At 74.9% G+C, this 27,000-nt stretch carries 27 protein-coding genes; 16 read left to right on the top strand and 11 right to left on the bottom strand.

Going from position 1 to position 27,000, the window contains the following annotated elements:
* Positions 1-214: 214 nt before the first annotated feature.
* From ACWPXV_RS16605 to ACWPXV_RS16635, 7 genes are all read left to right on the top strand, one after another.
* Positions 215-1,174: a glycosyltransferase gene (locus ACWPXV_RS16605; protein WP_454086260.1), complete on the top strand. Its 960-nt coding sequence runs from the start codon at positions 215-217 to the stop codon at positions 1,172-1,174.
* Positions 1,171-2,397, top strand: a complete 1,227-nt coding sequence (locus ACWPXV_RS16610) for a glycosyltransferase (protein WP_454086261.1) — start codon at positions 1,171-1,173, stop codon at positions 2,395-2,397. The genes ACWPXV_RS16605 and ACWPXV_RS16610 overlap by 4 nt, the downstream gene beginning before the upstream one ends.
* Positions 2,394-4,544 carry a PfkB family carbohydrate kinase gene (locus tag ACWPXV_RS16615; protein WP_454086262.1) on the top strand — a complete coding sequence of 717 codons (2,151 nt, stop codon included), beginning with the start codon at positions 2,394-2,396 and terminating at the stop codon, positions 4,542-4,544. The genes ACWPXV_RS16610 and ACWPXV_RS16615 overlap by 4 nt, the downstream gene beginning before the upstream one ends.
* 2 nt (positions 4,545-4,546) lie before the next feature.
* Positions 4,547-5,233, top strand: a complete 687-nt coding sequence (locus ACWPXV_RS16620) for an SDR family oxidoreductase (protein ID WP_454086291.1) — start codon at positions 4,547-4,549, stop codon at positions 5,231-5,233.
* Positions 5,224-6,189, top strand: coding sequence for a glycosyltransferase family 9 protein (locus tag ACWPXV_RS16625; RefSeq protein WP_454086263.1), 966 nt, complete (start codon positions 5,224-5,226; stop codon positions 6,187-6,189). The genes ACWPXV_RS16620 and ACWPXV_RS16625 overlap by 10 nt, the downstream gene beginning before the upstream one ends.
* A 146-nt stretch (positions 6,190-6,335) precedes the next feature.
* A complete protein-coding gene (locus tag ACWPXV_RS16630) occupies positions 6,336-7,970 on the top strand; it encodes an AlkA N-terminal domain-containing protein (RefSeq protein WP_454086264.1) in 1,635 nt (544 codons plus the stop codon).
* Positions 7,967-8,491 carry a methylated-DNA--[protein]-cysteine S-methyltransferase gene (locus ACWPXV_RS16635; RefSeq protein ID WP_454086265.1) on the top strand — a complete coding sequence of 175 codons (525 nt, stop codon included), beginning with the start codon at positions 7,967-7,969 and terminating at the stop codon, positions 8,489-8,491. Before ACWPXV_RS16630 ends, ACWPXV_RS16635 begins: the two co-directional genes overlap by 4 nt.
* 7 nt (positions 8,492-8,498) lie before the next feature.
* Here ACWPXV_RS16635 and ACWPXV_RS16640 read toward each other — a convergent pair whose 3' ends face one another.
* The 3 genes from ACWPXV_RS16640 to ACWPXV_RS16650 form a co-directional block, all read right to left on the bottom strand.
* Entirely contained in the window at positions 8,499-9,461 is a 963-nt protein-coding gene (locus ACWPXV_RS16640; protein ID WP_454086266.1) for a UDP-glucuronic acid decarboxylase family protein, read from the bottom strand.
* Positions 9,458-10,369: a glycosyltransferase family 2 protein gene (locus ACWPXV_RS16645; RefSeq protein WP_454086267.1), complete on the bottom strand. Its 912-nt coding sequence runs from the start codon at positions 10,367-10,369 to the stop codon at positions 9,458-9,460. The genes ACWPXV_RS16640 and ACWPXV_RS16645 overlap by 4 nt, the downstream gene beginning before the upstream one ends.
* Before the next feature lie 62 nt (positions 10,370-10,431).
* Entirely contained in the window at positions 10,432-11,628 is a 1,197-nt protein-coding gene (locus ACWPXV_RS16650) for an MFS transporter (RefSeq protein ID WP_454086268.1), read from the bottom strand.
* Positions 11,629-11,727: 99 nt separating this feature from the next.
* Here ACWPXV_RS16650 and ACWPXV_RS16655 point away from each other — a divergent pair, with 99 nt between their 5' ends.
* Both ACWPXV_RS16655 and ACWPXV_RS16660 read left to right on the top strand, forming a co-directional pair.
* The gene (locus ACWPXV_RS16655) at positions 11,728-11,955 is read left to right on the top strand and encodes a lipopolysaccharide assembly protein LapA domain-containing protein (protein WP_454086269.1); all 228 of its coding nucleotides are present in this window, start codon (positions 11,728-11,730) and stop codon (positions 11,953-11,955) included.
* Positions 11,956-12,028: 73 nt separating this feature from the next.
* Entirely contained in the window at positions 12,029-12,490 is a 462-nt protein-coding gene (locus ACWPXV_RS16660) for an SRPBCC family protein (RefSeq protein ID WP_454086270.1), read from the top strand.
* A gap of 147 nt (positions 12,491-12,637) precedes the next feature.
* Here the strand turns inward: ACWPXV_RS16660 and ACWPXV_RS16665 are convergent, their stop codons facing one another.
* Positions 12,638-13,609: an MsnO8 family LLM class oxidoreductase gene (locus ACWPXV_RS16665; protein WP_454086292.1), complete on the bottom strand. Its 972-nt coding sequence runs from the start codon at positions 13,607-13,609 to the stop codon at positions 12,638-12,640.
* Between the two features lie 83 nt (positions 13,610-13,692).
* On the opposite strand from ACWPXV_RS16665, the gene ACWPXV_RS16670 reads away from it, so the two are divergent.
* Positions 13,693-14,676, top strand: a complete 984-nt coding sequence (locus ACWPXV_RS16670) for an NAD(P)/FAD-dependent oxidoreductase (RefSeq protein WP_454086271.1) — start codon at positions 13,693-13,695, stop codon at positions 14,674-14,676.
* Here ACWPXV_RS16670 and ACWPXV_RS16675 read toward each other — a convergent pair.
* Together ACWPXV_RS16675 and ACWPXV_RS16680 are read right to left on the bottom strand one after the other, a co-directional pair.
* A complete protein-coding gene (locus tag ACWPXV_RS16675; RefSeq protein ID WP_454086272.1) occupies positions 14,661-15,488 on the bottom strand; it encodes a siderophore-interacting protein in 828 nt (275 codons plus the stop codon). The two genes, ACWPXV_RS16670 and ACWPXV_RS16675, sit on opposite strands and share 16 nt — an antisense overlap.
* Entirely contained in the window at positions 15,485-16,489 is a 1,005-nt protein-coding gene (locus tag ACWPXV_RS16680) for an iron-siderophore ABC transporter substrate-binding protein (protein ID WP_454086293.1), read from the bottom strand. Before ACWPXV_RS16680 ends, ACWPXV_RS16675 begins: the two co-directional genes overlap by 4 nt.
* A gap of 67 nt (positions 16,490-16,556) precedes the next feature.
* On the opposite strand from ACWPXV_RS16680, the gene ACWPXV_RS16685 reads away from it, so the two are divergent.
* Genes ACWPXV_RS16685 through ACWPXV_RS16700 form a run of 4 tightly spaced genes read left to right on the top strand, consistent with a single transcriptional unit; the run spans position 16,557 to position 19,924 of the window.
* A complete protein-coding gene (locus ACWPXV_RS16685) occupies positions 16,557-17,606 on the top strand; it encodes a FecCD family ABC transporter permease (protein WP_454086273.1) in 1,050 nt (349 codons plus the stop codon).
* A gap of 44 nt (positions 17,607-17,650) precedes the next feature.
* The gene (locus tag ACWPXV_RS16690; protein ID WP_454086294.1) at positions 17,651-18,652 is read left to right on the top strand and encodes a FecCD family ABC transporter permease; all 1,002 of its coding nucleotides are present in this window, start codon (positions 17,651-17,653) and stop codon (positions 18,650-18,652) included.
* Complete coding sequence (locus tag ACWPXV_RS16695; protein ID WP_454086274.1) at positions 18,649-19,488, top strand: ABC transporter ATP-binding protein; 840 nt, start codon at positions 18,649-18,651, stop codon at positions 19,486-19,488. The genes ACWPXV_RS16690 and ACWPXV_RS16695 overlap by 4 nt, the downstream gene beginning before the upstream one ends.
* Before the next feature lie 31 nt (positions 19,489-19,519).
* Positions 19,520-19,924: a hypothetical protein gene (locus tag ACWPXV_RS16700; protein WP_251839153.1), complete on the top strand. Its 405-nt coding sequence runs from the start codon at positions 19,520-19,522 to the stop codon at positions 19,922-19,924.
* A gap of 4 nt (positions 19,925-19,928) precedes the next feature.
* Here ACWPXV_RS16700 and ACWPXV_RS16705 read toward each other — a convergent pair whose 3' ends face one another.
* The 4 genes from ACWPXV_RS16705 to ACWPXV_RS16720 form a co-directional block, all read right to left on the bottom strand.
* Positions 19,929-20,063 carry a hypothetical protein gene (locus ACWPXV_RS16705; protein ID WP_454086275.1) on the bottom strand — a complete coding sequence of 45 codons (135 nt, stop codon included), beginning with the start codon at positions 20,061-20,063 and terminating at the stop codon, positions 19,929-19,931.
* Positions 20,064-20,147: 84 nt separating this feature from the next.
* A complete protein-coding gene (locus ACWPXV_RS16710; protein ID WP_454086276.1) occupies positions 20,148-20,840 on the bottom strand; it encodes an NADPH-dependent F420 reductase in 693 nt (230 codons plus the stop codon).
* Between the two features lie 161 nt (positions 20,841-21,001).
* Positions 21,002-21,442, bottom strand: coding sequence for a hypothetical protein (locus ACWPXV_RS16715; RefSeq protein ID WP_454086277.1), 441 nt, complete (start codon positions 21,440-21,442; stop codon positions 21,002-21,004).
* A 55-nt stretch (positions 21,443-21,497) separates the two neighbouring features.
* Complete coding sequence (locus ACWPXV_RS16720; RefSeq protein WP_454086278.1) at positions 21,498-21,821, bottom strand: 2-polyprenylphenol hydroxylase; 324 nt, start codon at positions 21,819-21,821, stop codon at positions 21,498-21,500.
* A gap of 114 nt (positions 21,822-21,935) precedes the next feature.
* On the opposite strand from ACWPXV_RS16720, the gene ACWPXV_RS16725 reads away from it, so the two are divergent.
* Complete coding sequence (locus tag ACWPXV_RS16725) at positions 21,936-23,300, top strand: cryptochrome/photolyase family protein (protein ID WP_454086279.1); 1,365 nt, start codon at positions 21,936-21,938, stop codon at positions 23,298-23,300.
* Positions 23,301-23,967: 667 nt separating this feature from the next.
* Here the strand turns inward: ACWPXV_RS16725 and dnaB are convergent.
* Positions 23,968-25,335, bottom strand: coding sequence for a replicative DNA helicase (gene dnaB, locus ACWPXV_RS16730; RefSeq protein WP_454086280.1), 1,368 nt, complete (start codon positions 25,333-25,335; stop codon positions 23,968-23,970).
* 313 nt (positions 25,336-25,648) lie between these two features.
* On the opposite strand from dnaB, the gene ACWPXV_RS16735 reads away from it, so the two are divergent.
* Positions 25,649-26,995 (top strand): MATE family efflux transporter, encoded by a 1,347-nt coding sequence (locus tag ACWPXV_RS16735; protein ID WP_454086281.1) that lies wholly within the window; start codon positions 25,649-25,651, stop codon positions 26,993-26,995.
* Positions 26,996-27,000: the final 5 nt, after the last annotated feature.

Below are 27,000 nucleotides of genomic sequence, written 5' to 3' on the forward strand. Positions count from 1 at the left end.
CAGGACTCGAAGGCCGAGTCGATGTACTGGTCGACGTTGTCCGTGGTCACGACGGGGGCGTAGAGCTGGACGAGGCGGGGGACCTCGACCTGGACGAGGGCGCCGGCACCCGCGCCCGGGGGTGCCCGGTGCCCGGCCACCCCTGCCTCACCGGCATCCGTCCCCAGCAGGTCGTGGACGCCGTCGCGTCCCTCGTCCCCCAGGAGGTCATGGCGTGAAGGTCGCCGTCTGGCACGTCCACGGGTCCTGGCTGACCCCCTTCGTCACCGGTCCCGACGAGTACCTCATCCCGGTGCTCCCCGACCGCGGGCCCGACGGCCTGGGCCGGGCGCGCACGTGGGACTGGCCCCCGAACGCCCGCGAGCTCAGCCCCGCCCAGCTGCGGGAGGAGGGCTGCGACGTCGTCGTCCTCCAGCGGCCCCACGAGATCGCGCTCTTCGAGGAGTGGACCGGCCTGCGCCCGGGCCGGGACGTGCCCGCCGTCTACGTCGAGCACAACACCCCGAACGGCGACGCCGTGCGCACCCGCCACCCCCTCGCCGACCGCGACGACATCCCGGTCGTCCACGTCACCCACTTCAACGCGCTCGTGTGGGACTGCGGCCGCGCGCCGACGACGGTCATCGACCACGGCGTCCTCGACCCCGGGTACCTGTACACCGGCGAGGAGGAGCGGGTCGGCGTCGTCGTCAACGAGCCGGTGCGCCGGTGGCGGGTGGCGGGCACCGACGTCGTCCTCGACCTGTCCCGCACCGTCCCGCTGTCCGTGTACGGGATGGGGATGGCCGCGCTCGAGGAGCACGCCCCGCACCTGGCCGGGCACCTGCGCGAGGACGTCCGCCAGTCCGAGATGCACCCGCTGCTCGGCCGGCAGCGCGCCTACCTCCACCCCTACCGGTGGACCTCGCTCGGGCTCTCGCTCATCGAGGCGATGATGATCGGCCTGCCGGTCCTCGCCCTGGCGACGACGGCGGCCCCCGAGGCCGTCCCCGCGGACGCCGGCGTCGTGTCCGCGGACCCGCGGGTGCTCGAGGAGGCGGCGCTGCGCTGGCTCGCCGACCCCGCCGAGGCGCGGGAGCGCGGGCAGGCCGCCCGCCGCCACGCCACCGAGGCTTTCTCCGCCGTCCGCTTCCTCGCGGACTGGCAGTCACTGCTGAAGGAGGTCGTCCGATGAGGATCGCGATGGTGTCGGAGCACGCCAGCCCGCTGGCGGCGCTCGGCGGTGAGGACGCCGGCGGGCAGAACGTCCACGTGGCCGCCCTCGCGGCCGCGCTCGCCCGGCGGGGACACGACGTCGCCGTCTACACCCGCCGGGACGACCCCGAGCTGCCCGAGCAGGTGGAGATGCTACCCGGTGTGCGAGTGGTCCACGTCCCCGCCGGTCCGGCGCGCGTGCTGCCCAAGGACCACCTGCTGCCCTACATGCCCGAGCTGGGCCGGTGGCTCGCCCGCCGCTGGGCGGACGGTGAGCGGCCCGACGTCGTCCACTCCCACTTCTGGATGTCCGGGCTGGCCGCGCTCGAGGCGGCCGCGCAGGTGCCCGTGCCGGTCGTCCACACCTTCCACGCCCTCGGCACGGTCAAGCGCCGCCACCAGGGGGCCAAGGACACGAGCCCCGCCGGCCGGGTGGAGGCCGAGACGCGGGTGGCCACCGAGGCGGACCTCGTCGTGGCGACGTGCAGCGACGAGGTCGCCGAGCTCGAGGCGATGGGCGTCGACCGGTCACGGGTGCGCGTCGTGCCCTGCGGGGTGGACGTCCAGCTCTTCAGCCCCGACGGTGAGGTCCGCCCCCCGCGCGGCGACCAGCCCTTCCGGCTGCTGTCCCTCGGGCGGCTCGTCGAGCGCAAGGGCGTGGAGACGGTCGTCGCCGCCCTGCCGCTGCTGCCCGACGTCGAGCTGCTCGTCGCCGGCGGCCCCGACCAGTCCCAGATCCGCACGGACCCCGAGGCCCGGCGCCTGCACGCCCTCGCGGAGGAGCTCGGCGTGGCCGACCGGGTGCGATTCGTCGGCTCCGCGTCACGCACCGAGGTGCCGGCGCTCATCCGCTCGGCGGACATCGTCGTCGCGACCCCCTGGTACGAGCCCTTCGGGATCGTGCCGCTCGAGGCGGCCGCCTGCGGTCGCCCGCTCGTGGGCAGCGCCGTCGGGGGGCTGCTCGACTCCGTCGAGGACGGCCGCACCGGCGCCCTCGTCCCCCCGCGCGACCCCGACGCGCTCGCCGCGGCGATCACCCGCCTCCTCGTCGACCCGGACCTGCGGGCCCGCTACGGCGAGGCCGCCCGCGCCCGTGCAGAGGAGCGCTTCAGCTGGGAGCGGGTGGCGGCGGCGACCGAGGCTGCCTACGCCGAGGTCCGCACCGCCCGCACTACGACACCACGGAAGGCGGCGACCGCATGAGCGCCCAGGACTGGATCGACGAGCACCGGGCCGAGCTCGAGACCGCCCTCACCTTCCTCCAGGACCACGCCGGCACGGTGGAGCAGTGGGCCGCCGAGCTCGCCGAGCGGCTGCCCGGCGGCGCGCGCCTGCTCGCGGCGGGCAACGGCGGCAGCGCCGCGGAGGCGCAGCACCTCACCTCCGAGCTCGTCGGCCGCTTCCTCCACGACCGCCGCTCCTTCTCGGCGATCTCGCTGTGCTCGGAGTCCTCGAGCGTGAGCGCGATCGTCAACGACTACGGCGCCGAGGAGATGTTCGCCCGGCAGGTCGAGGGCCACGGACGCCCCGGCGACGTCCTCGTCCTCCTGTCGACCTCCGGCAAGAGCCCCAACGTGCTGCGCGCCGCCGAGCGCGCCCGCGAGCTCGGACTCACCGTCTGGGGACTCACCGGCCCGGCGCCCAACCCGCTCGCCGAGCTGTGCGACGACGCGCTGTGCGTCGACGCCCCCTCGACGGCGGCGATCCAGGAGGGCCACCTCGTCGCCATCCACGCCCTGTGCGCCGCCCTCGACCGCCATCTCGGCGTCGGGGAGGAATCCGACTCTCGGCGCGAAGAGCGTCCGGAGGAATCCGGCTCTCGGCGGGAGGCGGACGTGCCACGCGAGGGAGAGGTGCCCCGTGAGGGGGAGGCTCCCGCCGCACCCCCCATGCGCCGACAGCCGGATTCCTCCGCGCCGCACGTCGTCGTCGTCGGGGACGTCGTCCTCGACGCGGACGTCGACGGCGGGGTCACGCGCCTGTCCCCCGACGCCCCCGTCCCGGTCCTCGACGTGAGCACCACCCGCCACAGCCCGGGCGGCGCGGGCCTCGCGGCGCTCCTGTGCACCGGCCGCGTCACCCTCGTCGCGCCCATCGCCGACGACGAGCACGGTGACCGTCTCGTCGCCGAGCTCGAGGAGCACCTCACGGTGCTGCGCCTGCCGCACGAGGGCGCCACCCGCCGCAAGACCCGCATCCGCAGCGGCGGCCAGTCCCTCGTCCGCGTCGACGACGGCGGCCCCGGCAGCCCCGGCGACGACCTCCCGCTCGAGGAGGTCGCGCGGGTGCTCGCGAGCGCCGACGCCGTCCTCGTCTCCGACTACGGCGCCGGCACCACCCACCACCCCGGGCTCCGGCAGCTGCTCGCGGACGCCGCCCGCCGCACCCGGCTCGTGTGGGACCCCCACCCCCGTGGCGGCGCCCCGGTGCCCGGCGCGGCCCTCGTCACCCCCAACCTCAGCGAGGCCCGCGCCGCCGTCGAGCGCCCCGACGCGCCCGCTGACGTCGCCGCCGCCGCGCTGCGCACCACGTGGCAGACCCGGGGGGTGTGCGTGACGGCCGGCGCCGACGGCGCCTTCCTCGCCGCGCACGACGACGAGACGAGCTACGTCCCCGCCGTCGCCACCCACGGGGGCGACCCCTGCGGTGCGGGCGACCGCTTCGCCGCGAGCGCCGCCAGCGCGCTGGCGTCCGGCGCGCTGCTGTCCGAGGCGGTCGCGTCCGCCGTCGCGGACGCCTCGGCCTGGGTGGCCGCGGGCGGGGCCGAGGGCTTCCGCAGCCGCCGCCAGCCCACCGGCGAGCCCATCGAGGCGCCCGAGGCGCCCGCCGACCGCGGCGGCGTCCTCAAGGCGGAGCCGCACGCCCTGCGCGAGCTGGCCACCCGGCTGCGCGGGGACGGGGCGACGGTCGTCGCGACCGGTGGCTGCTTCGACATCGTCCACGCCGGCCACGTCGCGACGCTGCAGGCGGCGCGCCGGCTCGGTGACCGGCTCGTCGTCCTCATGAACTCCGACGCGTCGGTCACCCGCCTCAAGGGGCCCGGCCGGCCGGTCGTGCCCGCGGCCGACCGCGCCAAGGTGCTCGAGGCGCTGGACTGCGTGGACGCCGTCGTCGTCTTCGACGACGACGACCCGCGGGGCACGCTCACCCACCTGCGGCCCGACATCTGGGCCAAGGGCGGGGACTACGGCGGCAGGCCGCTGCCGGAGACGGAGGTCGTGCAGGCGCACGGCGGCCGGGTCGTCCTGCTGCCCTACCTGGGCGGCCGGTCGACGACATCCATCATCAACCGCTCCGAGCAGGCCGCCCAGGCCGCGGAGCACGCACGGTCAACGGGAGGAGCAGGGTGAAGCTGCGCGAGGTCGGAACTGTCTACGTCACCGGAGGGGCCGGCGGCCTGGGGGCCGCCGTCGTCGAGGCGGTGAGGGCGGCGGGCGGCCGTCCGGCCGTCATCGCCCGGGTCGCGCCGTCGGTCGACGTGCCGCACGTCGTGGCGGACCTCAGCGACTGGGACGCGGCGACCGCGGCGGTCGCCTCGCTCGTCGAGCAGGTCGGCCCGCCGACGGCGGTCGTCACGGCGGCGGGGACCGACGCGTGCGGGCCGATCCTCGACATCGACCCCGCGGACTGGCGGCGGGTCATCGACGTCAACCTCCTCGGGACGGTCGCCGTCGTGCGCGCCGCCCTGCCCCACCTCGAGGAGAGCCGCGGGACCGTCGTCACCGTCTCCTCCACGCTCGGCCTCAAGGGCGCCGACGCTGCGACGGCCTACTCCGCCTCGAAGTTCGCGATCCGCGGCTTCTCCCAGGCGCTGGCCGCCGAGTACGCCGGGCGGGTGGGCGTCACCTGCCTCGTGCCCGGCGGCATGCGCACGGCCTTCTTCGACGGCCGCGACGAGCGCTTCAAGCCCGGCCCGAACCAGGACCTCAACGACCCGGACAGCACCGCCGGCGCCGTCCTCATGGCGCTGCAGCAGCCGGTGGGAAGCGAGATCCGCGAGATGCTCGTCATGGCGTCCGGCGAGCCGTCGTGGCCCTAGCCGGTCTCGGGCCCGGCGACGTCCTCGTCCTGCGGGCGCTCGGTCTCGGTGACGCGCTCACCGGGGTCGCGGCGCTGCGCGGGGTGCGGCGGGCGTGGCCGGGCCGGCGGGTCGTGCTCGCCGGTCCCGAGGGGATCGGCGGGTGGTTCGTCCGGCTCGGGCTGGTCGACGCCGTCGTGCCGACGACGGGGCTGGACGAGCCGCTGGCCGTGGGCGGGGCGGCCGGCCACGTGGCCGTCAACCTCCACGGCCGGGGCCCGCAGAGCCACCGGCTGCTCGCGGCGACGCGCCCGTCCCGGCTCGTCGCCTTCGCCAGCCCGGAGGCCGGCCACCCCGCCTCCGCCGACGACGTCGCCCCGGAGTTCCGCGCGGACGAGCACGAGGTGGCGCGCTGGTGCCGCCTCCTCACCGCCGCGGGCGGTGAGTGCGGGCCGGAGGACGTGCGGCTGCCGGTCGAGCCGGCGGAGGGCATCGCGGACGCGGTGCTCCTCCACCCCGGTGCGGCGTCCGGGTCGCGCCGCTGGCCGGTGGAGCGCTGGCGGGAGCTGGCCCGGCGGCTGAGCGCTGACGGGCACCGGGTGCTCGTCACCGGCTCACCGGCGGAGGCGGAGCTGTGCGCGGAGGTGGCCGGTGACGTCGGCCGGTCGGTGGCCGGCGAGCACGACGTCCCGGGCCTGGCCACCCTCGTGGCCGGCGCCCGTCTGCTCGTGTGCGGGGACACCGGGGTCGCACACGTCGCGACGGGCGTCGGCACGCCCTCGGTCCTCCTCTTCGGCCCCACCCCGCCGGCGACGTGGGGCCCGGCCCTCGACACCGAGCGGCACGTCGTCCTGTGGCACGGCGACGGCACGGGCGACCCGCACGCCGCGGAGCTCGACCCGGCCCTGGCCGCGATCACGGTCGACGAGGTGGCGGCCGCGACGTCCGACCTCCTGGCGCTCCACCCCTCCCGCTGACCTCCCCGGTTCTCCTCCGAGCTCCCCCCTCGCAGCACGGTGGGATGAGGAGAACCGGGGAGGTCACGCCCGCCGCCGGCACCGCCACCGACGGCCAGGTCCGAAAACCGCCAGACGCGCTCGTTGCGAGGCGCTGTACTGGGCCCATGACACCCACCGGTGACCGCTCGGGCACCACGCGGCCAGCGCGCTCGGCGTGCGCGCCGGGTGACCCGCTCTTCGCGGAGCGCTACCGGGCGATCGCCGCCCGCGACACGAGGTTCGACGGCCAGTTCTTCACGGCCGTGTCCTCCACCGGCATCTACTGCCGGCCCTCGTGCCCGGCGCGGACACCACGGCAGGAGAACGTCACGTTCTACCTCACCTCGGCGGCCGCCCACGCGGCCGGCTTCCGCGCGTGCAAGCGCTGCCTGCCCGAGGCGGCACCCGGCACCCCCGAGTGGGACCTGCGCCGGGACGTGGCGGGGCGGGCCATGCGGCTCATCTCGGACGGCGTGGTGGACCGCGAGGGTGTCGACGGGCTCGCGGCGCGGCTCGGGTACACCCCGCGCCACGTCCACCGGCTCCTCGTCACCGAGCTCGGCGCTGCGCCCCTCGCCCTCGCCCGGGCCCGGCGGGCCCAGACGGCGCGCGCGCTGCTCGTCGGCAGCGCCCTGCCGATCGCGGACGTCGCCTTCGCGGCGGGCTTCGCGTCCCTGCGCCAGTTCAACGACACGGTGCGCGAGGTCTTCGCCACCACCCCGCGGGACCTGCGGGCGCGGTCGGAGGCCGCCGGCCCGGCTCCGGTCACGAGCGCGGGCACCGAGGCAGCCCCGGTCCGGCTGGAGCTCGACCTGCCGGTGCGCCAGCCCTTCGACGCCCGCGGGGTGTTCCGCTTCCTCGCCGCCCGCGCCGTCACCGGCGTCGAGGTGGCCGAGGCGCCCGACGGCGGACCGGTGCGGTACGCCCGCACGCTCACGCTGCCCCACGGGCCGGGCGCCGTCGAGCTCGTGGCCACCCCCTCCCCGCGGGGGTGGGAGCTGCGGGCGCGGCTGGAGCTCACCTCCGTCGCGGACATCGCCACCGTCGTCGCGCGGGTGCGCCGGATGCTCGACCTCGACGCCGACCCGGTGGCCGTCGCCGCGGCCCTGAGTACGGACCCCGCACTCGCCCCGCTCGTCGGACGCACGCCCGGGATCAGGGTTCCGGGAGCGGTGGACCCCCACGAGCTCCTCGTCCGGGCGCTCGTCGGGCAGCAGATCTCCGTCGCCGCCGCGCGCACCCACCTCAACCGCCTCACCGCCGTGGCGGGCTCCCCCTACGCCTCCACCGTGCCGGGTCTCGACCGGCTGTTCCCCACCCCGGCGCAGATCGTCGCGCACGTGCCCGCCCCCGTGACGGGCGCACCGCCGGACCCGGACCGGCCGCTGCGACTGCCGGCCCGGTCCGTGACCGCGGTTCTCACCGCCGCCCGCGCACTCGCCGACGGAGAGCTGGACCTCCACGTCGGGGCCGCCCCCGACATCCTGCAGGCGCAGCTGCTCTCCCTGCCCGGGATCGGTCCGTGGACCGCCGCCTACGTCACCATGCGCGTGCTCGGGGACCCGGACTCCTGGCTGACCGGGGACGTCGCCCTCGTCGCCGGCGCGCGCACCCTCGGCGTGCTCGAGGAGGGCCTCCCGGGGCCCGCCGCGCACCGGGTCCTCGCGGAGCGCGCCGCCAGCTGGGCCCCGTGGCGCTCCTACGCCGCCCTGCACCTGTGGCAGGCGGCGGGCGCCACCCGCGTTGGAGGGGCGCGATGAGCGCCGCGCGCTGGGGCACCGTGGCCACCCCCGACGGCGCCTTCACCGTGCTCACCGACGCCGACGCCGTGCTCGCCTCCGGGTGGACCGACGACGTCGCCTCCCTGCTCCCGCTCGTGCACCCCGCGCTGCGCCCGGCACCCGACCCCGCGGACGGCGACGCGCTGGACCAGGCGCTCACCGCCGTCGTCGCCTACTACGACGGCGACCTCGCGGCCCCGGGCCGGGTACCGGTACGTCAGCGGTCGGGCAGCTTCCAGGCGCACGCGTGGGAGGTGCTGCGCACGGTCACCGCGGGTGAGCGGATCACCTACACCGAGTACGCGGCACGGGCGGGGCGTCCGGCAGCGGTCCGCGCGGCCGCCGCAGCGTGCGCGGCGAACGCCGCCGCCCTGTTCGTCCCGTGCCACCGGGTGCTGCGCTCGGACGGCAGCCTCGGGGGCTTCCGCTACGGGCTGGTGGTCAAGGCACGCCTGCTCGAGCGCGAGGGGTTCCTCCCGGCCGGGCCGACGCTCTTCTGACCCGGGCTCAGGCCGACCTGGCGAGGGCGGCGGCGAACCAGTCGACGGTCCGCTGCAGGCCCTCCTCCCACGAGACGCGCGGCTCCCAGCCCAGCTCGGTCCGGGCGAGCGTCGTGTCGGGACGCCGGACCTCCGGGTCGTCGACCGGCCGCTCGACGAACTCGATCCGCGAGCGCCCGCCCGTCGCGGCGACGACTGCCTCGGCGATCTCGAGCACGGTCCGCTCCTGCGGGTTGCCGATGTTCACCGGCCCGGGGTGGCCGCTGCGGGCCAGGGCGAGGATCCCGGCGACGAGGTCGTCGACGTAGCAGACCGAGCGGGTCTGGCTGCCGTCACCGGCCACGGTCAGCGGCTCGCCGGCGAGGCCCTGGCGGATGAAGGTGGGGATCGCGCGGCCGTCGTAGGGGCGCATCCGCGGTCCGTAGGTGTTGAAGATCCGCACGATCCCGGTGTCCACGCCGTGGGCGCCGCGGTAGGCGGTGACGAGGGCCTCGGCGTAGCGCTTGGCCTCGTCGTAGACGCCGCGCGGGCCGATCGGGTTGACGTGGCCCCAGTAGGTCTCCGGCTGCGGGTGGACCTGCGGGTCGCCGTAGACCTCGGAGGTCGACGCCTGGACGAACCGGGCGCCCTTGTCCCGCGCCAGGCGCAGCGCCCGCTCGGTGCCCACGGACCCCACGCGCAGCGTCTCGATGGGGAGCTCGAGGTAGTCCACGGGCGAGGCGGGCGAGGCGAAGTGGAGGACGAGGTCGACGTCGCCGCGCACGTGCATGTTCTCGGTGACGTCGCAGTGGACGAGCTCGAAGCCGGGCCGCTGCGCCAGGTGCGCGACGTTCCCCGCAGCCCCGGTGAGGAAGTTGTCCAGTGCTACGACCTGCCAGCCGTCGTCGAGCAGGGCCTCGCACAGGTGGCTGCCGAGGAACCCCGCCCCTCCGGTCACGACCGCACGGCCGCTGCGCTGCACTGCCCTCATCGCTGTCCTCCCTCTCGGTGTCCTGGTCTGGCCGGCACGGGTGCGCGGCGGAGCATCGCCGCCTGCGCGGCCACCCGGTCCGACACCGGGCGACGACGGCGCAGCGCGGCCGGCAGGTCCGCGAGCGCGTCCCTCGCCCCGGCCCGCTGGACGGCGCCGGCCGCCACCGTCCGCCGGACCCGCGTGAGCGCGTCGCGCCTGGGCAGCCGCATGGCGCCGGTGAGGACCGCGGAGCGGGCGAGCGCACGACGGCGGGCGTCGGCCGGGCCGCGGACCGGCGACGGGTGGTGGTGGGCGACGACGTCGTCGAGGTAGCTGAGGTGCCAGCCGTGCTCTGCGAGGTCGAGGGCGAGGCGCTCCTCCTCGCCAGGGAAGCGCACGACGTCGTCGAAGCCGCCGGCCTCGAGGAAGGCCTCCACCCGCACGACCGCGCCGCACGCGATGAAGCCGAGGAGCGGGGCGCCGGGCACGTCCGGGTCACCGGGCAGCGGGGAGGCGGCCATCTCCGCGCACGTCGGGTCGAGCCGCTCCCCGGCACCGACGAGGATGCGTGCCTGGACGAGTCCGAGCCGCGGGTGCGCCGCGAAGTACCCGGCCGCGGTCGCGAGCGCCCCGGGCGCCCACCACGAGTCGTCGTCGGCGAAGGCGACGACGGGCGTGCGCGCGCGCCGCACGCCGATGGTGCGCCCGTAGGCGCCGGCGTTGCGGGCCAGACGCACGACCTCGACGTCCGGGAAGTGCTCGCTGACGGCGTCGGCGCTGCCGTCGGTGGAGGCGTTGTCGACGTAGACGACCGGGGCCCGGTGCCGGGCGAGGGACTGGAGCAGCTCCTCGCGTCGGTTGCGGCTCACGACGACGACGCTCACGCGCCCGTCCTCGATCTCACGCCCGGTGGTGGTCTGCGTCACGCCTTCTCCTCTCGACGTCCCTCAGCATGGGGCGGGCGAGGGAGGGCCGCACGCCGAGCGGCTCAGCCCTCCCCGGTGCCGCGGCGCAGCAGCGCCAGCGGCAGGGTGAGGAGGGAGAAGGCCCCCGCGACGAGCAGGGCCGTGGTGAAGGAGCTGCCCGCCGCCACCATCCCGACGACGACGGCGCCCAGTCCCGTCCCGGCGTCGAAGCCGATGTTCCACACCGCGCTGGCCGAGCCGTAGTGCGGGCGGCTCACCGTGCGGAAGGACAGCACGAGCGTGAGGTTCTGCAGGCCGCCGTAGCTGACGCCGACGAGGGCGGCACCCAGGAGGAGCGGGACGACGGCGGTCGCCTGCGGGTCGCGCACGGCCCAGGCGACCACGGCCATGCCGGCGCCCGTGAGGAGGACGAGGGGCCACAGGAAGGGCCGGGGGCCGAACCGGTCGGCCAGGGCCCCCACCCGCCAGCGCGCGACCGCGGCCGTCACGGTGAGGAGGAGCAGCGCCACGGTGCTGAGGGCGGCGCTGCTGCTCATCTGGGCCATGAAGGTGAGGAGCGCCCCGCCGGCGAGCGTGACGGCGAGCAGGAGGGCCATCGGGCGCAGCAGTTGCAGGTAGGGCGCCCGCTCCGTCGCCTCCGGGACGTGCTCGAGCCGCCGCGCGAGGAGGAGGGCGGGCACGACGCCGAGCGCGGGCAGCACCCCGAGCGCGAAGACCAGCCCGTAGCCGAGCTGCTCGACGATCCACGGCCCGGCGGACAGGAGGAGCACCTGCGGTCCGGCGATCGACAGCCCGTAGGCACCGATGGCCGCGCCCCGCCGCTCGGGGCCCACGAGCTCGGCGACGAGCGCGCTGCCCGTCACCGTGATGACGCCGAAGCCGAGTCCGCGCACCGCGGAGATGACGAGCACGGGCAGCAGGCCGTCGCTGAGCCCGAGGGCGGCCGACGGCAGCCCGAGCAGCAGCATCCCGGCCGCGAGCACCGGCGCCCAGCCCAGGCGCCGCAGGGCGGTGGGCACGACGAGCTGGGTGAGGACCGTGAAGAGCATGAGGACGCCGTTGACCAGGCCCGCACCGACGGAGCCGGCGCCGCCGTGGACCGCCCACAGCGGGGCGACGGGCAGCAGGGCGGCGTAGCCGGAGAAGGCGAGGACGGTCATCGCGACGAGCAGCGGCATCCCCGGCGCACGCCACACCGAGCCGCTCACCGGCCCGCGCGGGGACGGGGACGGTGACGGCGCGGCAGGCAGGGTGGACATGCCCGCAGGCTAACCGCGCCGCCGCGTCTCCCTGGCCCCGCTCGCCCGACCGCGCGGCACCGGGCACAGTGGGACTCTCGCCGAGCGGAAGGACCGACCATGCGGAACACCGAGACCGAGCGGACCGGGCGCGTGGAGCCCTCGACGTGGGTGGGCCTGGCCCTGGCCGTCCTGGCGATCGCTTTCGTCGTGCAGAACCGCGGCGAGGTCCGCATCGAGCTGTTCTGGGTCAGCGTCGGCGCACCGATGTGGCTGGTGCTGCTCCTCATCTTCCTCGTCGGCTGGGCCTCGGGCGCCCTCGTGCGCCGTCGCCGCGCCCGCCGCTGAGCCGCCCGGTGGCAGGCCGGCGGGGGCGCTGGTAGGCAGGACACCCACCGTCACCGACCTCCAGGAGGACGAGATGAGCCAGGTACAAGAGTCGATCGACGTCGACGTTCCCGTGAGCACCGCCTACAACCAGTGGACCCAGTTCGAGTCCTTCCCCCAGTTCATGGAGGGCGTCGAGTCGATCACCCAGATCACCGACACCCTCAACCGCTGGGTGACGACCGTGGGTGGTCAGCGGCGTGAGTTCAACACCGAGATCACCGAGCAGCACCCGGACGAGCGGATCGCGTGGCGCAGCGTGGGCGGCGACGTCCAGCACGCCGGCGTCGTCACCTTCCACCGGCTCAGCGACACGACGACCCGCGTGATGATCCAGATCGACTGGGAGCCCTCCGACGCCAAGGAGAAGGTCGGCTCCGCGCTCGGCTTCGACACCCGCCAGGTCAAGGCGGACGCCGCCCGCTTCAAGGAGTTCATCGAGACGCGCGGCGTCGAGAGCGGTGGCTGGCGCGGCGACGTCGAGAACCCCAGCTAGCCCCCGTCCCCCTACCGACGACAGCAGTCCCCTACCGCCGACAGCCGGATTTCTCCGCGAGGAATCCGGCTGTCGGCGCATGGGGGGCGGAATCCGGCTGTCGGCGCATGGGTGGGGGCGGAATCCGGCTGTGGCGCTTGTGGTGAGCTACGCCGCGTTCACCGCCTCGGTGAGCGCGGCGTCGGCGTGGGCGAGCTCCTCGCGGTCATAGGTGGACGTCGAGACCATGACCTCGTCGGCCCCGGTCCGCTCGGCGAGCGCCGCCAGCGACACCCCGACGGCGGTGGGCGTGCCGTACAGCGCCGAGGACAGAAAGCCCGCGATGGTGGCGCGCTGCTTGTCCGTCGGCTGCCGTCGCTGCACCGCCTCGACGGGCTCCAGCGGCGGGAAGGCCCCGGTGGTCCGCGACTCCGCCATCGCCCACGCCTCGGGGAGCAGGAGGTCGCGCGCGCGGGTGGTCGTGCGGGCGACCATGACCTCGAGGCTGATGACGACGTAGGGCTCGGGGCAGGCCTCGGTGGGCCGGAACTCGCGCCGGTAGCGGGCGATCGCGCCGTCGTCCGTGGACAGGGCCGGCCCGCCGACGACGACGGGCAGCCCGGCCCGCGCCGCGACCTCCAGGCCGCTCCCGGTGGCGAGGACGAGGACGGGCGGCGGCTCCGCGACGACCGGCATCGCGGTCACCGGCCCGTGCCCGGTGAGGAAGTCCCGCAGCGCCGCGAGGTCCGCCGCGAAGGCCTCCGGCGCGTACCGCGTGGTACCGAGCGCCTCCCGGACGGGCGCCGTGAAGCCCAGGGACCGCCCCACCCCGAGGTCGATGCGCCCCGGGTGCAGCGCCTCGAGCATGGCGAACTGCTCGGCGACGACGATCGGCCGGTGGTTGGGGAGCATGACACCACCCGAGCCCACCCGGATGCGGCTCGTCGCGGCGGCCACCGCCGCGGCCAGCACGGCCGGGGCACCGCTCGCGATCCCCGGCACCGCGTGGTGCTCGGCCACCCAGAACCGGTGGTAGCCCAGCGACTCGGCCCGCTGCGCGCGCCCGACCGTGGCCCGGAGCGCCGCCGCGTGCTCCTCACCGGCCCGGGTGCGGGAGCGGTCAAGGAGGGAGAGGCGCAGGCGGGTCACTCCATCGAGGTTAGGACGGCCGGCCGGCCCCGTCGCGGGATGCCGCCCGCCGCGACGGGCCGCACAGTATGGGGATGGATGACGCCTCCACCGCTCCCGAGACCCGCGACGTCGTCGTCATCGGCGCGGGACCGGCGGGTCTGTCCGCCGCCCTCGTCCTGGGCCGCGCCCGCCGCTCCGTCACGGTCGTGGACGCGGGCAGCCCGCGCAACGCCTGCTCCGCCGCCCTCCACGGCTTCCTCACCCGCGACGGCGCCGCGCCGGCGGACTTCCTCGCCGTCGCCCGCCGTGAGGTGAGCGGCTACGGGGTGGAGGTCGTCGCGGACGAGGCGAGCGCCGTCGTCGTCGAGGGCGCCGACCCGCCGTCCCTGCGGGTGGAGCTCACCGGGGGCCACCACCTGCGGGCCCGCCGGGTCGTCGTGGCGAGCGGGATCGTCGACGAGCTGCCCGACGTCGCCGGCCTGGCCGAGCGGTGGGGGTCCGAGGTCCTGCACTGCCCCTACTGCCACGGCTACGAGGTGCGCGACCGGCCGCTCGTCGTCCTCGCGGGGAGCACGGAGGGCGCGGTCCACCAGGCGCTGCTGCTGCGGCAGTGGTCCGAGGACGTCACCGTCGTCACCCACGACGCCGGCCCCGTGGACGACGACGCTGCCACGCTCCTCGCCGCCCGTGACGTGCGGGTGGTGCCGGGCCGGGCGCGTGAGCTGGTCGACGGCGAGGGCGGCACCCTCGCCGTCGTGCTCGACGACGGCACCCGGGTGGCGTGCGGGGCCGTCTTCGTCGCCCCGCGGTTCCGGCTCAACAGCGCCGTGCTCACCGGGCTGGGCGCCCGCACCGTCACGAGCGACATGGGTACGGCGCTGGAGACCGACGACGAGGGCCGCACCTCGGTGCCGGGCGTGTGGGCGGCGGGCAACGTCGTCGACCTGTCCTGCCAGGTGCTCGGCGCGGCCGAGCTGGGCTCACGAGCGGGGATCGGCATCAACGGCGAGCTCGCGCTGGCCGACGCGCACGCCGCCCGCGCCGCCGCCCTGGAGTCGGCTCAGCGCCGCCAGTAGGAGCAGAAGTCGACCCGCGACTTCGGCAGGCCGGCCCCCTGCGCCCAGCGGCGCGCGCCGAGCGCGAGCGCCTTCTCACCGACCGCGTAGACGTAGTCGTCCGGCTCCAGCCGCTCCTCACGCAGGAGGCTGAGGGCCGCGTCCCCGGGCTGGGCGCCGGGCTCGCGCACGGCCCAGCGCACCCGGGTGCTGGCGAAGCTCGGCAGCGGGCGGCGGTCCTCGGGGTGGGCCACCTCGAGGATGAACACGGCGCGCTCGTCGTCGGGCAGGGAACGGGCGATCCCCTCCGCCGCGGGCAGCCCGCTCTCGTCGACGACGACGACGGACTTCCCGCGGACCGGCTCGGTCGCGTAGAACCTGCCCTGGTCGAGGACGCCGACGACGTCGCCGGGCTTGGCGGCGAGCGCCCAGGCTGCCGCCACACCGGCGACCTCACCGGTGGCGGGGTCGGTGTGGACGACGAAGTCGATGTCGATCTCCCAGCCGCCCCCGGGGCCAGGGCGCGCGGCGCGGACGGTGTAGTTGCGCACCGAGCCGCGGATCTCCGGGTCGATCCCGGTCCAGCGGCTGTACCAGCCCTCGGGTCCGCCGTCGGGCAGGACGGGAAGCTCGTGACCGGGGGCGGCGAGGAAGAGCCGCAGCCACTGGTCGTAGCCCATGGGCACGAAGGTGCGGTCCAGGGTGTCGTCGGCGCCGGTGAGGACGACGCGCACGAAGCTCGGGCACACGCGCTCGGTGCGCACGACGCGGGCGTAGGTGGCGCGGGCGGAGGCCGGACGGACGGCCTTGGTCCGCTGGAGCACCTGGGTCATGTGAGCGCCTCCTCGAGCATGGGCACGATCTGCTCGACCGCGTACTGCTGGGACAGGACCGTGCCGAGGGAGTAGGCCGAGGCGAGGTCCCCGTCGATGACGACGGCGCGGCCGTCCGCCACGGCGGGGAGCTGCTGGAACATCGGGTCCTCGGTGATCTCGCTCGTCTCGATGAAGATCGGGAAGGCGACGACGAGGTCGGCGTCGAGGGCGTCGAGGCGCTCGGCCGACAGGGAGACGGAGAAACCGGACGCGTCCGGCTCCATCTCCGCGATCTGCGGGTTCTGCACGAAGCCGAGCTTCTCGAGGAAGTCGACCCGCTCGCTGCCCTCGACGTAGGCGCCCCAGCCCTCGGACGTGAGGGTGGCCGCGGTGGCGGTCCGCCCCTCCCAGTCGGGGTGGTCGGCGCGGGCCTGGGCGAAGGTGTCCTCGAGCCCGGTGAGGAGCTGCTCGCCCTCCTCCTGCTTGCCGAGCGCCGCGGCGATCATCTCGAGCTGCTGCTCGGTGGTCGTGAGGTAGCTCTCACCACCCTCGGGCACGCCGATCGTCGGCGCGATCGAGGCGAGGCGGTCGTACCGGGCCTGGTCGCCCGAGCTCTTGACGTCGAGGATGAGGTCCGGCTCGAGGGCGGCGATCGCCTCGAAGGAGGGCTCCATGGTCTCGATGATCTCCGGGGCCTCGTCGTACAGACCCTCGGCCCACGGGCCTACGCCCTCGCCGCCGAAGGCGAGCCAGTCCGAGGCGCCGACCGGCTGCACGTCCAGGGCCAGCGCCGTCTCGGCGTCCCCCCAGCCGAGCGCGACGACCCGCTCGGGCTCCTCCTCCACGGTGACGTCCCCGAACGCCGTCTCGACGACGACGGGGAAGGCGCCGTCCGTCGTCGCCGGCGTCGTCTGCCCCTCCGGCTCCTGCGAGCCGCCGTCGTCCCCGCACGCGGCGAGGGTGAGGGACAGAAGGAGTGTCGCGGTCAGGACTCGCGCGGCAGGACGGCGTCGGGGCATGGTGGCCTCTCGGAGGAAGTCGCCCGGTGGTCCACCGGGCACGTAGGTGAGGCTAACCTAAGTACTCGTGCGGACCTTGGTCAAGAGCCCGGCAGCGCAGGGCCCTGGTCGGGCCCGGCGCGGACGCACCCGCGCCCTGTGGCTGCTCGCCGCCCTCGCGGTCCTCCTGCTGGCTCTCGTGGCGAGCATGGCCGTCGGCTCCCGGGCCATCGCACCGGCCGACGTCCTCGGCGCGCTGCTCGGCACCAACCCCGACCCTGTCGAGACGACCGTCGTCCTCGACGGGCGGCTGCCGCGCACCGCGATCGCGCTCGCCGCCGGTGCCGCGCTCGGCGTGGCCGGGGCGCTCATCCAGGCCCTCACCCGCAACCCGCTCGCCGACCCCGGCATCCTCGGCGTCAACGCCGGCGCGGCCTTCGCCGTCGCGATCGCCGTCGGGGTGCTCGGGGTGACGAGCGTGTGGGGCTACCTGTGGTTCGCCTTCGGCGGTGCCTTCGCGGCGGCGGTCCTCGTCTACGCCGTCGGCTCCTCGCTGCGGACCGGCGCCCGCCCGGTGACGCTCACGCTCGCCGGCGTCGCGCTGGGGGCGGTGCTGAGCGGGATCACCTCGGCGATGGTGCTCGCGGACCCGGCGAGCTTCCAGGCGATGCGGGCCTGGGAGTCCGGCTCCCTCGCGGGGCGCGACGCGACAGCGCTCACCGCGCTGGCCCCGTTCCTCGTGGCCGCCCTCGTCCTCGCCCTCGCGCTGGCCCCCTCCCTCAACGCCGTCGCACTCGGGGAGGACCTCGCGCGCGCGCTCGGGGCGCGGCTGCCGCTCGTGCGGGTGCTGTCGGTCCTCGTCATCACCGTGCTGGCGGGCGGGGCGACGGCGATCGCCGGGCCGATCGCCTTCATCGGCCTCATGGTCCCGCACGTGGCGCGGTGGATCGCAGGCCCGGACCAGCGGTGGATCATGGCCTACACGATGGTCCTGGCCCCGATCCTCCTCCTGTCCGCCGACGTCGTCGGGCGCGTCGTCCTGCTGCCCGGGGAGCTGCCCGCCGGGATCGTCACCGCCGTGCTCGGCGCCCCGGTGCTCATCGCGCTCGTGCGCCGCCGCGGGGTGAGCGGGCTGTGAGCGTGACGACGCCGCGGGCGGCGCACCGCGCGCGGACCGTGGGGATGCCCGGCAGCGCCCGCCGGGTGCCGCGCCGCCAGGTCGCCGTCACCGCCGTGCTCGCCGTGGTCACGGTCCTCCTCGCGCTGCTCGCCCTCGGGCTGGGCGACTACCCGCTCTCACCGGTCGAGGTCGTGCGGGCGGCACTCGACCCGGGCGCCGGTTTCGCGCACGAGATCGTCGTCGAGTGGCGTCTGCCGCGGGTGCTCACCGCCGTCGTCTTCGGCGGGGCGCTCGGCGTCTCGGGGGCGATCTTCCAGTCCCTCACCCGCAACCCGCTCGGCTCCCCCGACATCATCGGCTTCGTCACCGGCTCCTACACCGGCGCTCTCGTCGTGCTCACGGTCGCGGGCACCGCCGCCCTGTCCACGACGGTCGGTGCGCTGGTGGGCGGGCTGGCCACCGCCGTCGTCGTCTACATCCTCGCCTACCGCGGCGGGATCCTCGGCTTCCGGCTCATCATCGTCGGCATCGCCGTGACGGCGGCGCTGCACGCCGTCAACACCTACCTCCTGCTGCGGGCCGAGACCGAGGTGGCGATGGCGGCGGCGATCTGGGGCGCCGGGTCGATCTCGCTCGTCGGCTGGGACGAGCTGGTCCCGGCCCTCCTCGCCCTCGCGCTGCTCACGCCGCTCGGACTGCTCGCCCCCTCCCTGCGCCAGCTCGAGCTCGGCGACGACGCCGCCCGCGCCCACGGCCTGCGCGTGGAGCCGGCGCGGCTGCTGCTCGTCCTCGGCGGTGTGGCGCTCACCGCCGTCGTCACGGCCACCGCTGGCCCCATCGCCTTCGTCGCGCTCGCCGCGCCGCAGATCGCGCGGCGCCTCACCGGCAGCGCGGGCCTGCCCCTCCTCCCGGCGGCCGTGACCGGCTCGCTCGTCATGCTGGGGGCCGACGTCGTCGCCCAGCACGCCCTGCCCAGCGGTGGCGTCCCGGTCGGGATCGTCACGGTGGTGGGCGGCGGCATCTACCTCCTGGCCCTGCTCATGATCGAGGTGCGACGACGGTGACCGACCTTCCCGGCGCGCGGCTCGCCGCCCGCGACCTCACCCTCGCCTACGAGCGGCGGACCGTGTCCACCGACCTGTCGGTCGCCGTCCCCGACGGGTCCTTCACGGCGATCATCGGGCCCAACGCGTGCGGGAAGTCGACCCTGCTGCGGGCCCTGGCGCGCGTCCTGCGGCCCCGGGCCGGGGAGGTCGTGCTCGACGGCCGCGCGCTCGGGGAGTACCGGTCCAAGGAGGTGGCCCGCGTCGTCGGGCTGCTGCCGCAGAGCAGCGAGGCCCCGGACGGCATCACCGTCGCCGACCTCGTCTCCCGCGGCCGCTTCCCCCACCAGCGGCTCGTGCGGCAGTGGACGGCGGAGGACGACGACGCCGTGTGGCAGGCCCTGGAGGCGACCGGCACCGACTCGCTGGCCGACCGTCTCGTCGCCGAGCTCTCCGGCGGGCAGCGGCAGCGGGTGTGGGTGGCGATGGCCCTGGCCCAGCAGGCGGAGATCCTGCTCCTCGACGAGCCGACGACCTTCCTCGACATCGCCCACCAGATCGAGCTCCTCGACCTGTTCACCCAGCTCCACCGGCAGGGACGCACGATCGTCGCCGTCCTCCACGACCTCAACCACGCGGCGCGCTACGCGACGCACCTCGTCGTCATGAAGGACGGGGAGGTGGTGGCGAGCGGTGCGCCGTCGTCGATCATGACGGCGGAGCTCGTCCGGGAGGTCTTCGGCCTGCCCTGCGTCGTCATCGACGACCCCGTCTCGCACACGCCGCTCGTCGTCCCCGCGACGGGCGACTGGGACCGCGGCCCGGGTGGCGGGAAGGCGCAGGATACGGTGAAATAGCGGGCACTTCCGTGGAGGGAGTGGGAGTGCCATGCCGCGTTACGTCATCGGTGCCGATGTCGCGCTCGAGCTCGGCCTCGGGGCGGTCCGGCCGGGCAAGGGGGCGCAGTTGGTGGCGCCGACGCTCCTGCGCTCGGAGCTGCTCTCGCTCCTGTACCGCTGCACCCGCTCGGGGCAGGTGAGCCGCGAGGAGGCGCAGGCGTGCTTCGACCACGTCCGCAGCCTGCGGATCCGCGTGCTGGGCGACCGGGTGCTGCTGCGGGCGGCCTGGGACGTGGCCGAGCGGATGTCGTGGGAGGACACGGGCACGGCGGAGTACGTCGCGCTCACCCGGCTGCAGGCCGACGCCTTCGTCACGCTCGACGAGGAGGTGGCGCGGCAGGCCGCCCAGGAGGTGCGGGTCGCGACCCTCGAGGAGCTGCTCGGCGCCCGCTGAGGTCCTACAGGTGCTCCTCCGCGTCCTCCGCGAGGAGCACACGGAGCCGCGCCTGGTCGGTCTCGTACTGCGCGAAGACCTTGTCCCGCCACGAGCTGGGACGCTGCGCCGGGGCCTGCTGGTCCACCGTTGCGGTCACGCCGCCACCTCCGTCCGGTCCGCCGGCGGTCTGCCGGTATGCCTTGACCATCGGCCGGACCGGACGGAATGTGAGGGACGGCCGCTACATGTCCCGGTAGCGCCGGGCGGCGGCGAGCGCCTCCTCGACGACGGCGACCGGTGCGGGCTGGGCGGTCCAGTCGGGGTAGGTGGTCCCGGGCCTCACGAAGACCATCCCGTAGGCCGCGGTGTCGCGCTGGTAGCGCCAGCCCTCGGCGAGCGGCCCGGCGTCGACGACGTCGTAGCCGAGCGAGTCGATGAAGGCGGTGACCTGCTCCTTGGCGGCGGCGTCGTCCCCGGCGATCGGGATGGCGGAGCGCTCGGGGCTGCCGGCGGGACGCGGGAGCTCGGCGAGGTGGGCGAAGTTGATGTTGTTGAAGGCCTTGACGACCTTCGACTCGGGCAGGTGCTCCTGGAGCATCTCGCTCACCGTCGTCGACTCGTCGTCGAGCTCGGGGATGTGGCCGTCACGCTCGTGGTAGTAGTTGTTGGTGTCGATGACGACCTTGCCGCGCAGCGGCTCGACCGGCACCTTCCGGTAGGCGGTGAACGGGACCGTCACGACGACGATCTCGCCGGCCGCGGCCGCCTCCTCCGCCGTCGCCGCCCGGGCGAGCGGGCCGAGCTCCGCGACGAGGTCGGAGAGCGTCTCCGGCCCGCGGCTGTTGCTCAGCACCACCTCGTGCCCCACGGCGACCGCGAGACGCGCGAGGGCGCTGCCGATGTGTCCACTGCCGATGAGTCCGATCGTTGTCATGGGCGCTGCAACCGGATCGGCGGCGCTGGCATTCCCCGTCCGGCCCGGTGTGGGTGTCGCTGATCTGCGCACATGTCCCGGCTTGGGCGCCCGTTCGACAGGTGTCACGGCGTGTCGCGCGCGTGTCGCGGAGATGTGCGCAGGACGGCGACGACGCACGGTCAGCCGGTGGGCTGCTGACCGATCCGCTCGGCGATGAGGTCATGGACGACGGTGAGCGGTTCGCGGGTGAGAGGCACCCAGACGGTGCGCCCGTCGCGCAGATGCAGCTCGAGGCGGGTGCTCCAGTCGATCCGGCTGGGGATGTCACTGCGGACGGCCGTGATGTCGGTGTAGGGGATGCGCCGGGTCAGCACGGCGGAGCGCAGGACGAGCTCGGTGTCGCGCAGCTCGACCGCCTTGGGTCGCAGGAGCGCGAGGGCGAAGACCATCGGGACGACGGCCGGCAGGAGCGACACGATGCTGCCGGGGCCCCGGACGACCGTGAACCACACCGCGGCAGCGAACAGCACGGCCACGACCACCAGGAGAACCCGCTCCCAGCGCCGCACCTCCTGGCGCAGGAGGACGCGCGGCTGGTCGTCGCGAGGGTCGCTCCCCATGCCAGGAGCCTGCCAGGCGGCACCGAGCCGTGTCCGCGGGATGGCGGCCGGGAGGTCAGTCGTCGAGCTCGTCGAGCCGGGCGAGGGCCGTCTCCCAGCGCCCACGCCGCTCGTCGTCGTCCTGCTCCCACCACGGAGTGCCACGCTCGCCGAGGCCGTTCTTGGCCAGGCCGACGCGCTCGCGAGCGGGAGCCGGGTCGTGGCCGGCCTTCTTCAGGGCGCGGACGCCGGAGCGTCCTCGGCCGAGGTGGGACAGCAGGCGCTCGGCGACCTCCGGCGGGAGTGACGGGTCCTGCCGGCGCCACCGGCGCCCGTCCACGACGAGCCAGCGCTCGTCGTCGTCCGCGGCCTGCTCGCCGCCCTCGTCCGGTGCTGCCACGGTGGCTCCTGTCCCCTCGTCGTCGCGACCATCAACCCCCGGGGGCTGCCGGGGCGCAACACGGCGCCGGCCGCCGACGCGCACCGGTGCGGCCGCGCCCCGATGATGACGACCATGACCGCTCTGCTGTGGCTGCGCCGCGACCTGCGCCTCCACGACCTGCCGGCCCTGCTCGCCGCCCACGAGGCGGGTGGTGAGGTGCTGCCGGTTTTCGTCGCCGACCCGGCGCTCCTCGCGACGGCGGGGACGGTGCGCCGGGCCCATCTCGCCGCCGCCCTGGGCGAGCTCGACGAGTCCTACGACGGCGCCGTCGTCGTCCGCGTCGGCCGGCCGGAGGAGGAGATCCCCCGGCTCGTGCGCGAGGTCGGGGCCGGCAGCGTCCATTTCAGCCGGGAGACCACGCCGTACGGCCGCCGTCGTGACGAGCGGGTCGAACGCGCCCTGGGCGAGGTGCCGCTCGTCGCGACCGGCACCCCGTACGCCGTCGGGCCGGGGCTCGTGCGCAAGGCCGACGGCGAGCCGTTCCGGGTGTTCACCCCCTTCTCCCGCGCCTGGCGCGAGCACGGCTGGCCAGCGCCCGCGCCGTTGCCCGACGGGCTGCGCTGGCACCGCGGCGCCGAGTCCTCACCGCTCCCCTGGGACGCGGAGGCGGACGTCAGCTGCGGTGAAGCGTCGGCACGCGCGCGCTGGGAGGCGTTCCTCGAGGAGGATCTCGAGGGCTACGGCGACGGCCGCGACCGGCCCGACCTCGACGTGACCTCCCAGATGTCGGTGCACCTCAAGTACGGCACGATCCACCCGCGGACGATGCTCGCCGACATCGCCGCCCACCCCGCCGGGCGCACGGAGGGGGCGCAGCGCTACGTCACCGAGCTGTGCTGGCGCGAGTTCTACGCCGACGTCCTGTGGCACCGGCCGGAGTCGGCCTGGTCGGACCTGCGCGAGGACCTGCGCGGCATGGCGTACGCGGACCCGGGCGGCGAGGCGGCGGGCCACATGCGGGCCTGGCAGGAGGGACGGACCGGGTTCCCCTTCGTCGACGCGGGCATGCGGCAGCTGCTCGCCGAGGGGTGGATGCACAACCGGGTGCGGATGGTCGTCGCGAGCTTCCTCGTCAAGGACCTCCACGTGTGGTGGGGCCACGGGGCGCGGTACTTCCTCGAGCACCTGCGTGACGGCGACATCGCCTCCAACAACCACGGCTGGCAGTGGGTGGCGGGGACCGGGACCGACGCCACGCCGTACTTCCGCGTCTTCAACCCCGTCACCCAGGGCGAGCGCTTCGACCCCGACGGCGCGTACGTCCGCCGCTACGTGCCCGAGCTCGCGCACGTCCCCGGCGCCGCCGTGCACCAGCCGTGGACGGTGCCCGACGGTCTGGCCCACGGGTACCCCGAGCGCATCGTCGACCACGCCGCGGAGCGGGTCGAGGCGCTGCGCCGCTACGAGGAGGCGAAGGGGCGGCACGCGGCCGGGTAAGCGGCGCTCGGCGGCCGCGCCGCCTGCTCCCGTTGCGGGCGAATCAGGCCGGGCGGAACATGTGAGCCCCGGTGCACCGGGGACGTGGCCGACACGAGCAGGGGGATGACGTGGCGTACCGATCCGTCGCCGACCAGGACGTGACCGAGCTCGGCGGAGCCGTCAGCGTCCTCGCCCGGCAACGTGTCGGACGCTCCTGTCGAGCTCCAGGACATCGACCTCGCCGCTCCAGGTATCGACGTGGTCGAGTGGGCCGTCTTCCCGCGAGAGTGGCCGGGTGGGGTACTTGCGGGCGATCAGATGCCTGCGGAAGAGGGCTCGCGCCAGATAGATCCCGGCGCGACTGACCTGCTCGTGATGGTTCTACGCCTGGACGCCGCGACACAGTCACCATCCGTTGCACCCGAGGTTGCGTACCAGGACGGAGACGGCCGCGACGGGTCCGTCGATCTCACCTGGTCGATCACGTTGCTACCTCACGGCCAAGAGTGCTATCCCGATGTGGTGAATTGACTCGAGTTCGGAAACCGGTGCGACACCTGTGTCGAATCGTTGGCGCCGCGGCAGTGGCGATGATCCCGTCATTTCCTATTGTGCAGGAAGAGATCCTCGAGCAGTTTGGAGCCCAAAGTGGGGTTACAAGGCCACCCCCGGCAGACCACCCCTGCTAGTGCGCCATGTCGTGGAACCGCGAGTAGTGGCCCTGGAAGGCCACGGTGATCGTGTCGGTGGGACCGTTACGGTGCTTGGCGACGATGATGTCGGCCTCGCCCGGGCGGGTCTCCCTGTCGTAGGCGTCCTCGCGGTGGAGGAGCATGACCATGTCGGCGTCCTGCTCGAGCGAGCCCGACTCGCGGAGGTCGCTCATCGCCGGCTTCTTGTCGGTGCGCTGCTCGGGGCCACGGTTGAGCTGGGCGACGGCGATGACCGGCACCTCGAGCTCCTTGGCGAGGAGCTTGAGCGCACGGGAGAACTCCGAGACCTCCTGCTGCCGTGACTCCACCCGCTTGCCCGAGGACATCAGCTGGAGGTAGTCGACGACGATGAGGCGCAGGTCGTGGCGCTGCTTGAGGCGCCGCGCCTTGGCGCGGATCTCCATGAGCGACATGTTCGGGCTGTCGTCGATGAACAGCGGCGCCTCGGACACCCGGCTCATCGCCGCGGCCACCTTGGTCCAGTCCTCGTCGCGCATCGTGCCCTTACGCATGTTCTGCAGCGGCACGCCGGCCTCGGCGGAGAGCAGACGCATGGTGAGCTCGGTGCGGCCCATCTCGAGGGAGAAGATCACCGAGGTGAGCCCGTGCTTGATCGACGCTGATCTACACATGTCCAGGGACAGCGTCGACTTCCCAATAGCCGGCCTCGCCGCGATGATGATCATCTGGCCGCCGTGCAGGCCGTTGGTCAGCGTGTCGAGGTCGTTGAACCCGGTGGGGACACCGACCATGCCCTCCCCGCGGTTGGCGGCGTTCTCGATCTCCTCCATCGTGAGGTTGATCGTGTCGCGCAGCGGGACGTAGTCCTCGCTCGTGCGCTGCTCGGTGACCGCGTAGACCTCGGCCTGGGCGGAGTTGACGAGATCGTCGACGTCCCCGCCGTCGGTCGCGTAGCCGAGCTGGGCGATGCGGGTGCCGGCCTCGACGAGCCGCCGCAGGACCGCCTGGTCGCGCACGAGCCGGGCGTAGTAGCCGGCGTTGGCCGCGGTGGGCACCGAGGCGATGAGGGTGTGGAGGTAGGCGGCGCCGCCCACCCGGCCCAGCTCGCCGCGCCGGCCCAGCTCGGCGGCCACGGTGACGGCGTCGGCCGGCTCGCCGCGGCCGTACAGGTCGATGATCGCGTCGTAGACGAGCTCGTGCGCGGGCCGGTAGAAGTCCGGGCCCCGCAGCTCCTCGACGACGTCGGCGATGGCGTCCTTGGACAGCAGCATGCCGCCGAGCACGCTCTGCTCCGCGGCGAGGTCCTGCGGCGGCGTGCGGTCGTAGAGCTCGCGCCCACCCCGTCCGGACTCGAGAACCCGGTCGTCCAGATCAGTCATCGTCACCCTCCTGCTCCTGGTCTATCGCGGACCACTGACATGCCCCGGTCCGCGTCGACCCGAACGGGCCGGCGGCGCACCCGGGGGCGCGCCACGCGCGCGATGACCTGCCCGTGCACCGTACGGTGCACAGGCGCACGGATCCATCCACGGGTGTGGACAACCCTGGGGACAGATGGTGGATAGGGCTGGCCCCTCCGTGCACAGGCGGTGGACAATCATGTGGATAACACCCGTGCAACTCTCCCGAAGCCCCGGAATCTCGCGGGTCGGCCCGTGCACACAGTGTGGAAGGAAATTGGTCGGCACATTGGTGGACAACGCACGGCGCACTGGGGACAGTGGGCGATCCCTCGACCGACAGATCCTCTACCTGGCCGTCCCCGCCCTCGGGGCGCTCGTCGCCGAGCCGCTCTTCGTCCTCATCGACTCCGTCATGGTGGGCCGCCTCGGCACCGCCGAGCTCGCGGGCCTGTCCCTGTCCTCCACCCTCCTCGTCTCCACCGTCGGCGTCTTCGTCTTCCTCGCCTACGCCACGACGGCGGCCACCGCCCGCCGCATCGGTGCGGGTGACCGCGCGGGCGCCGTCACGGCCGGCGTCGACGGCATGTGGCTCGCCCTGGGCCTCGGCGTCCTCACCGCGGCACTCCTCGGCGCCGGGGCGCCGTGGATCGTCAGCGCCCTCGGCGCCGGGGACGCCGTCACGCCCCACGCCGTCGCCTACCTCCAGTACTCGGCCGGCGGGCTGCCCGGCATGTTCGTCGTCCTCGCGGCCACCGGAACCCTGCGCGGCCTCCTCGACACCCGCACCCCACTCGTCGTCGCGACGGTGGGTGCCGCCGTCAACGTCGCCCTCAACGCCACCTTCATCTACGGCCTCGACATGGGGGTCGCCGGGTCGGGACTCGGCACCGCGATCGCCCAGACGCTCATGGCGCTCAGCCTCGCCGTCGTCGTCCTGCGCGGCGCCCGCGGCCTGTCCGTCTCGCTGCGCCCCCGACCCGGGGGGATCTGGGCCAACGCCCGCGCCGGCACACCGCTGCTCGTGCGCACCGTGAGCCTGCGCGTGGCCATCCTCCTCACCGTCGTCACCGCGACGGCCCTCGGGGCCGTGCCGCTCGCCGCCCACCAGGTCGTCAACTCGCTGTGGGGGCTCGCGGCCTTCGCCATGGACGCCCTCGCGATCGCCGCGCAGGCGATGGTCGGTCAGGGGCTCGGCGCGGGCGACACCTCCCGGGTCCGTGCCGTGCTGCGCCGCACGCTGCAGTGGGGGGTCGGTGCGGGCGCCGTCATCGGCGTCGTCATCGCCGCCGGCGGCTGGTGGATCACCACCCTGTTCACCACCGACCCGGAGGTCCGCACGGCCGCCGCCGTCGCGCTCGTCGTCACCGGCCTGCTCATGCCGATGGCCGGGTGGGTGTTCGTGCTCGACGGCGTGCTCATCGGGGCGGGCGACGGCACCTTCCTCGCGTGGGCCGGCGTCCTCACGCTCGTCGTCTACGTCCCGGTGCTCGCGGCCGTGTGGGCCTGGGCCCCGCACGACGGCGTGGGCCTGGCCTGGCTGTGGGCGGCCTTCGCGGGGGGCTTCATGGCCGCCCGCGCGATCACCACCGGCCTGCGTGCCCGCGGCGGCAGGTGGATGGTCCTCGGCGCCGCCTAGCCCGA

The sequence above is a fragment of the Georgenia sp. Marseille-Q6866 genome (genome assembly GCF_965111665.1).

What these genes read in the sequence shown, in the direction of transcription:
- ACWPXV_RS16610 (WP_454086261.1), top strand. Translation starts at nt 1,171, where the DNA reads ATGAGGATCGCGATGGTGTCGGAGCACGCCAGCCCGCTGGCGGCGCTC.
- ACWPXV_RS16615 (WP_454086262.1), top strand. Translation starts at nt 2,394, where the DNA reads ATGAGCGCCCAGGACTGGATCGACGAGCACCGGGCCGAGCTCGAGACC.
- ACWPXV_RS16630 (WP_454086264.1), top strand. Translation starts at nt 6,336, where the DNA reads ATGACACCCACCGGTGACCGCTCGGGCACCACGCGGCCAGCGCGCTCG.
- ACWPXV_RS16635 (WP_454086265.1), top strand. Translation starts at nt 7,967, where the DNA reads ATGAGCGCCGCGCGCTGGGGCACCGTGGCCACCCCCGACGGCGCCTTC.
- ACWPXV_RS16640 (WP_454086266.1), bottom strand. Translation starts at nt 9,461, where the DNA reads ATGAGGGCAGTGCAGCGCAGCGGCCGTGCGGTCGTGACCGGAGGGGCG.
- ACWPXV_RS16650 (WP_454086268.1), bottom strand. Translation starts at nt 11,628, where the DNA reads ATGTCCACCCTGCCTGCCGCGCCGTCACCGTCCCCGTCCCCGCGCGGG.
- ACWPXV_RS16655 (WP_454086269.1), top strand. Translation starts at nt 11,728, where the DNA reads ATGCGGAACACCGAGACCGAGCGGACCGGGCGCGTGGAGCCCTCGACG.
- ACWPXV_RS16660 (WP_454086270.1), top strand. Translation starts at nt 12,029, where the DNA reads ATGAGCCAGGTACAAGAGTCGATCGACGTCGACGTTCCCGTGAGCACC.
- ACWPXV_RS16670 (WP_454086271.1), top strand. Translation starts at nt 13,693, where the DNA reads ATGGATGACGCCTCCACCGCTCCCGAGACCCGCGACGTCGTCGTCATC.
- ACWPXV_RS16675 (WP_454086272.1), bottom strand. Translation starts at nt 15,488, where the DNA reads ATGACCCAGGTGCTCCAGCGGACCAAGGCCGTCCGTCCGGCCTCCGCC.
- ACWPXV_RS16680 (WP_454086293.1), bottom strand. Translation starts at nt 16,489, where the DNA reads ATGCCCCGACGCCGTCCTGCCGCGCGAGTCCTGACCGCGACACTCCTT.
- ACWPXV_RS16690 (WP_454086294.1), top strand. Translation starts at nt 17,651, where the DNA reads ATGCCCGGCAGCGCCCGCCGGGTGCCGCGCCGCCAGGTCGCCGTCACC.
- ACWPXV_RS16700 (WP_251839153.1), top strand. Translation starts at nt 19,520, where the DNA reads ATGCCGCGTTACGTCATCGGTGCCGATGTCGCGCTCGAGCTCGGCCTC.
- ACWPXV_RS16710 (WP_454086276.1), bottom strand. Translation starts at nt 20,840, where the DNA reads ATGACAACGATCGGACTCATCGGCAGTGGACACATCGGCAGCGCCCTC.
- ACWPXV_RS16715 (WP_454086277.1), bottom strand. Translation starts at nt 21,442, where the DNA reads ATGGGGAGCGACCCTCGCGACGACCAGCCGCGCGTCCTCCTGCGCCAG.
- ACWPXV_RS16725 (WP_454086279.1), top strand. Translation starts at nt 21,936, where the DNA reads ATGACCGCTCTGCTGTGGCTGCGCCGCGACCTGCGCCTCCACGACCTG.
- dnaB (WP_454086280.1), bottom strand. Translation starts at nt 25,335, where the DNA reads ATGACTGATCTGGACGACCGGGTTCTCGAGTCCGGACGGGGTGGGCGC.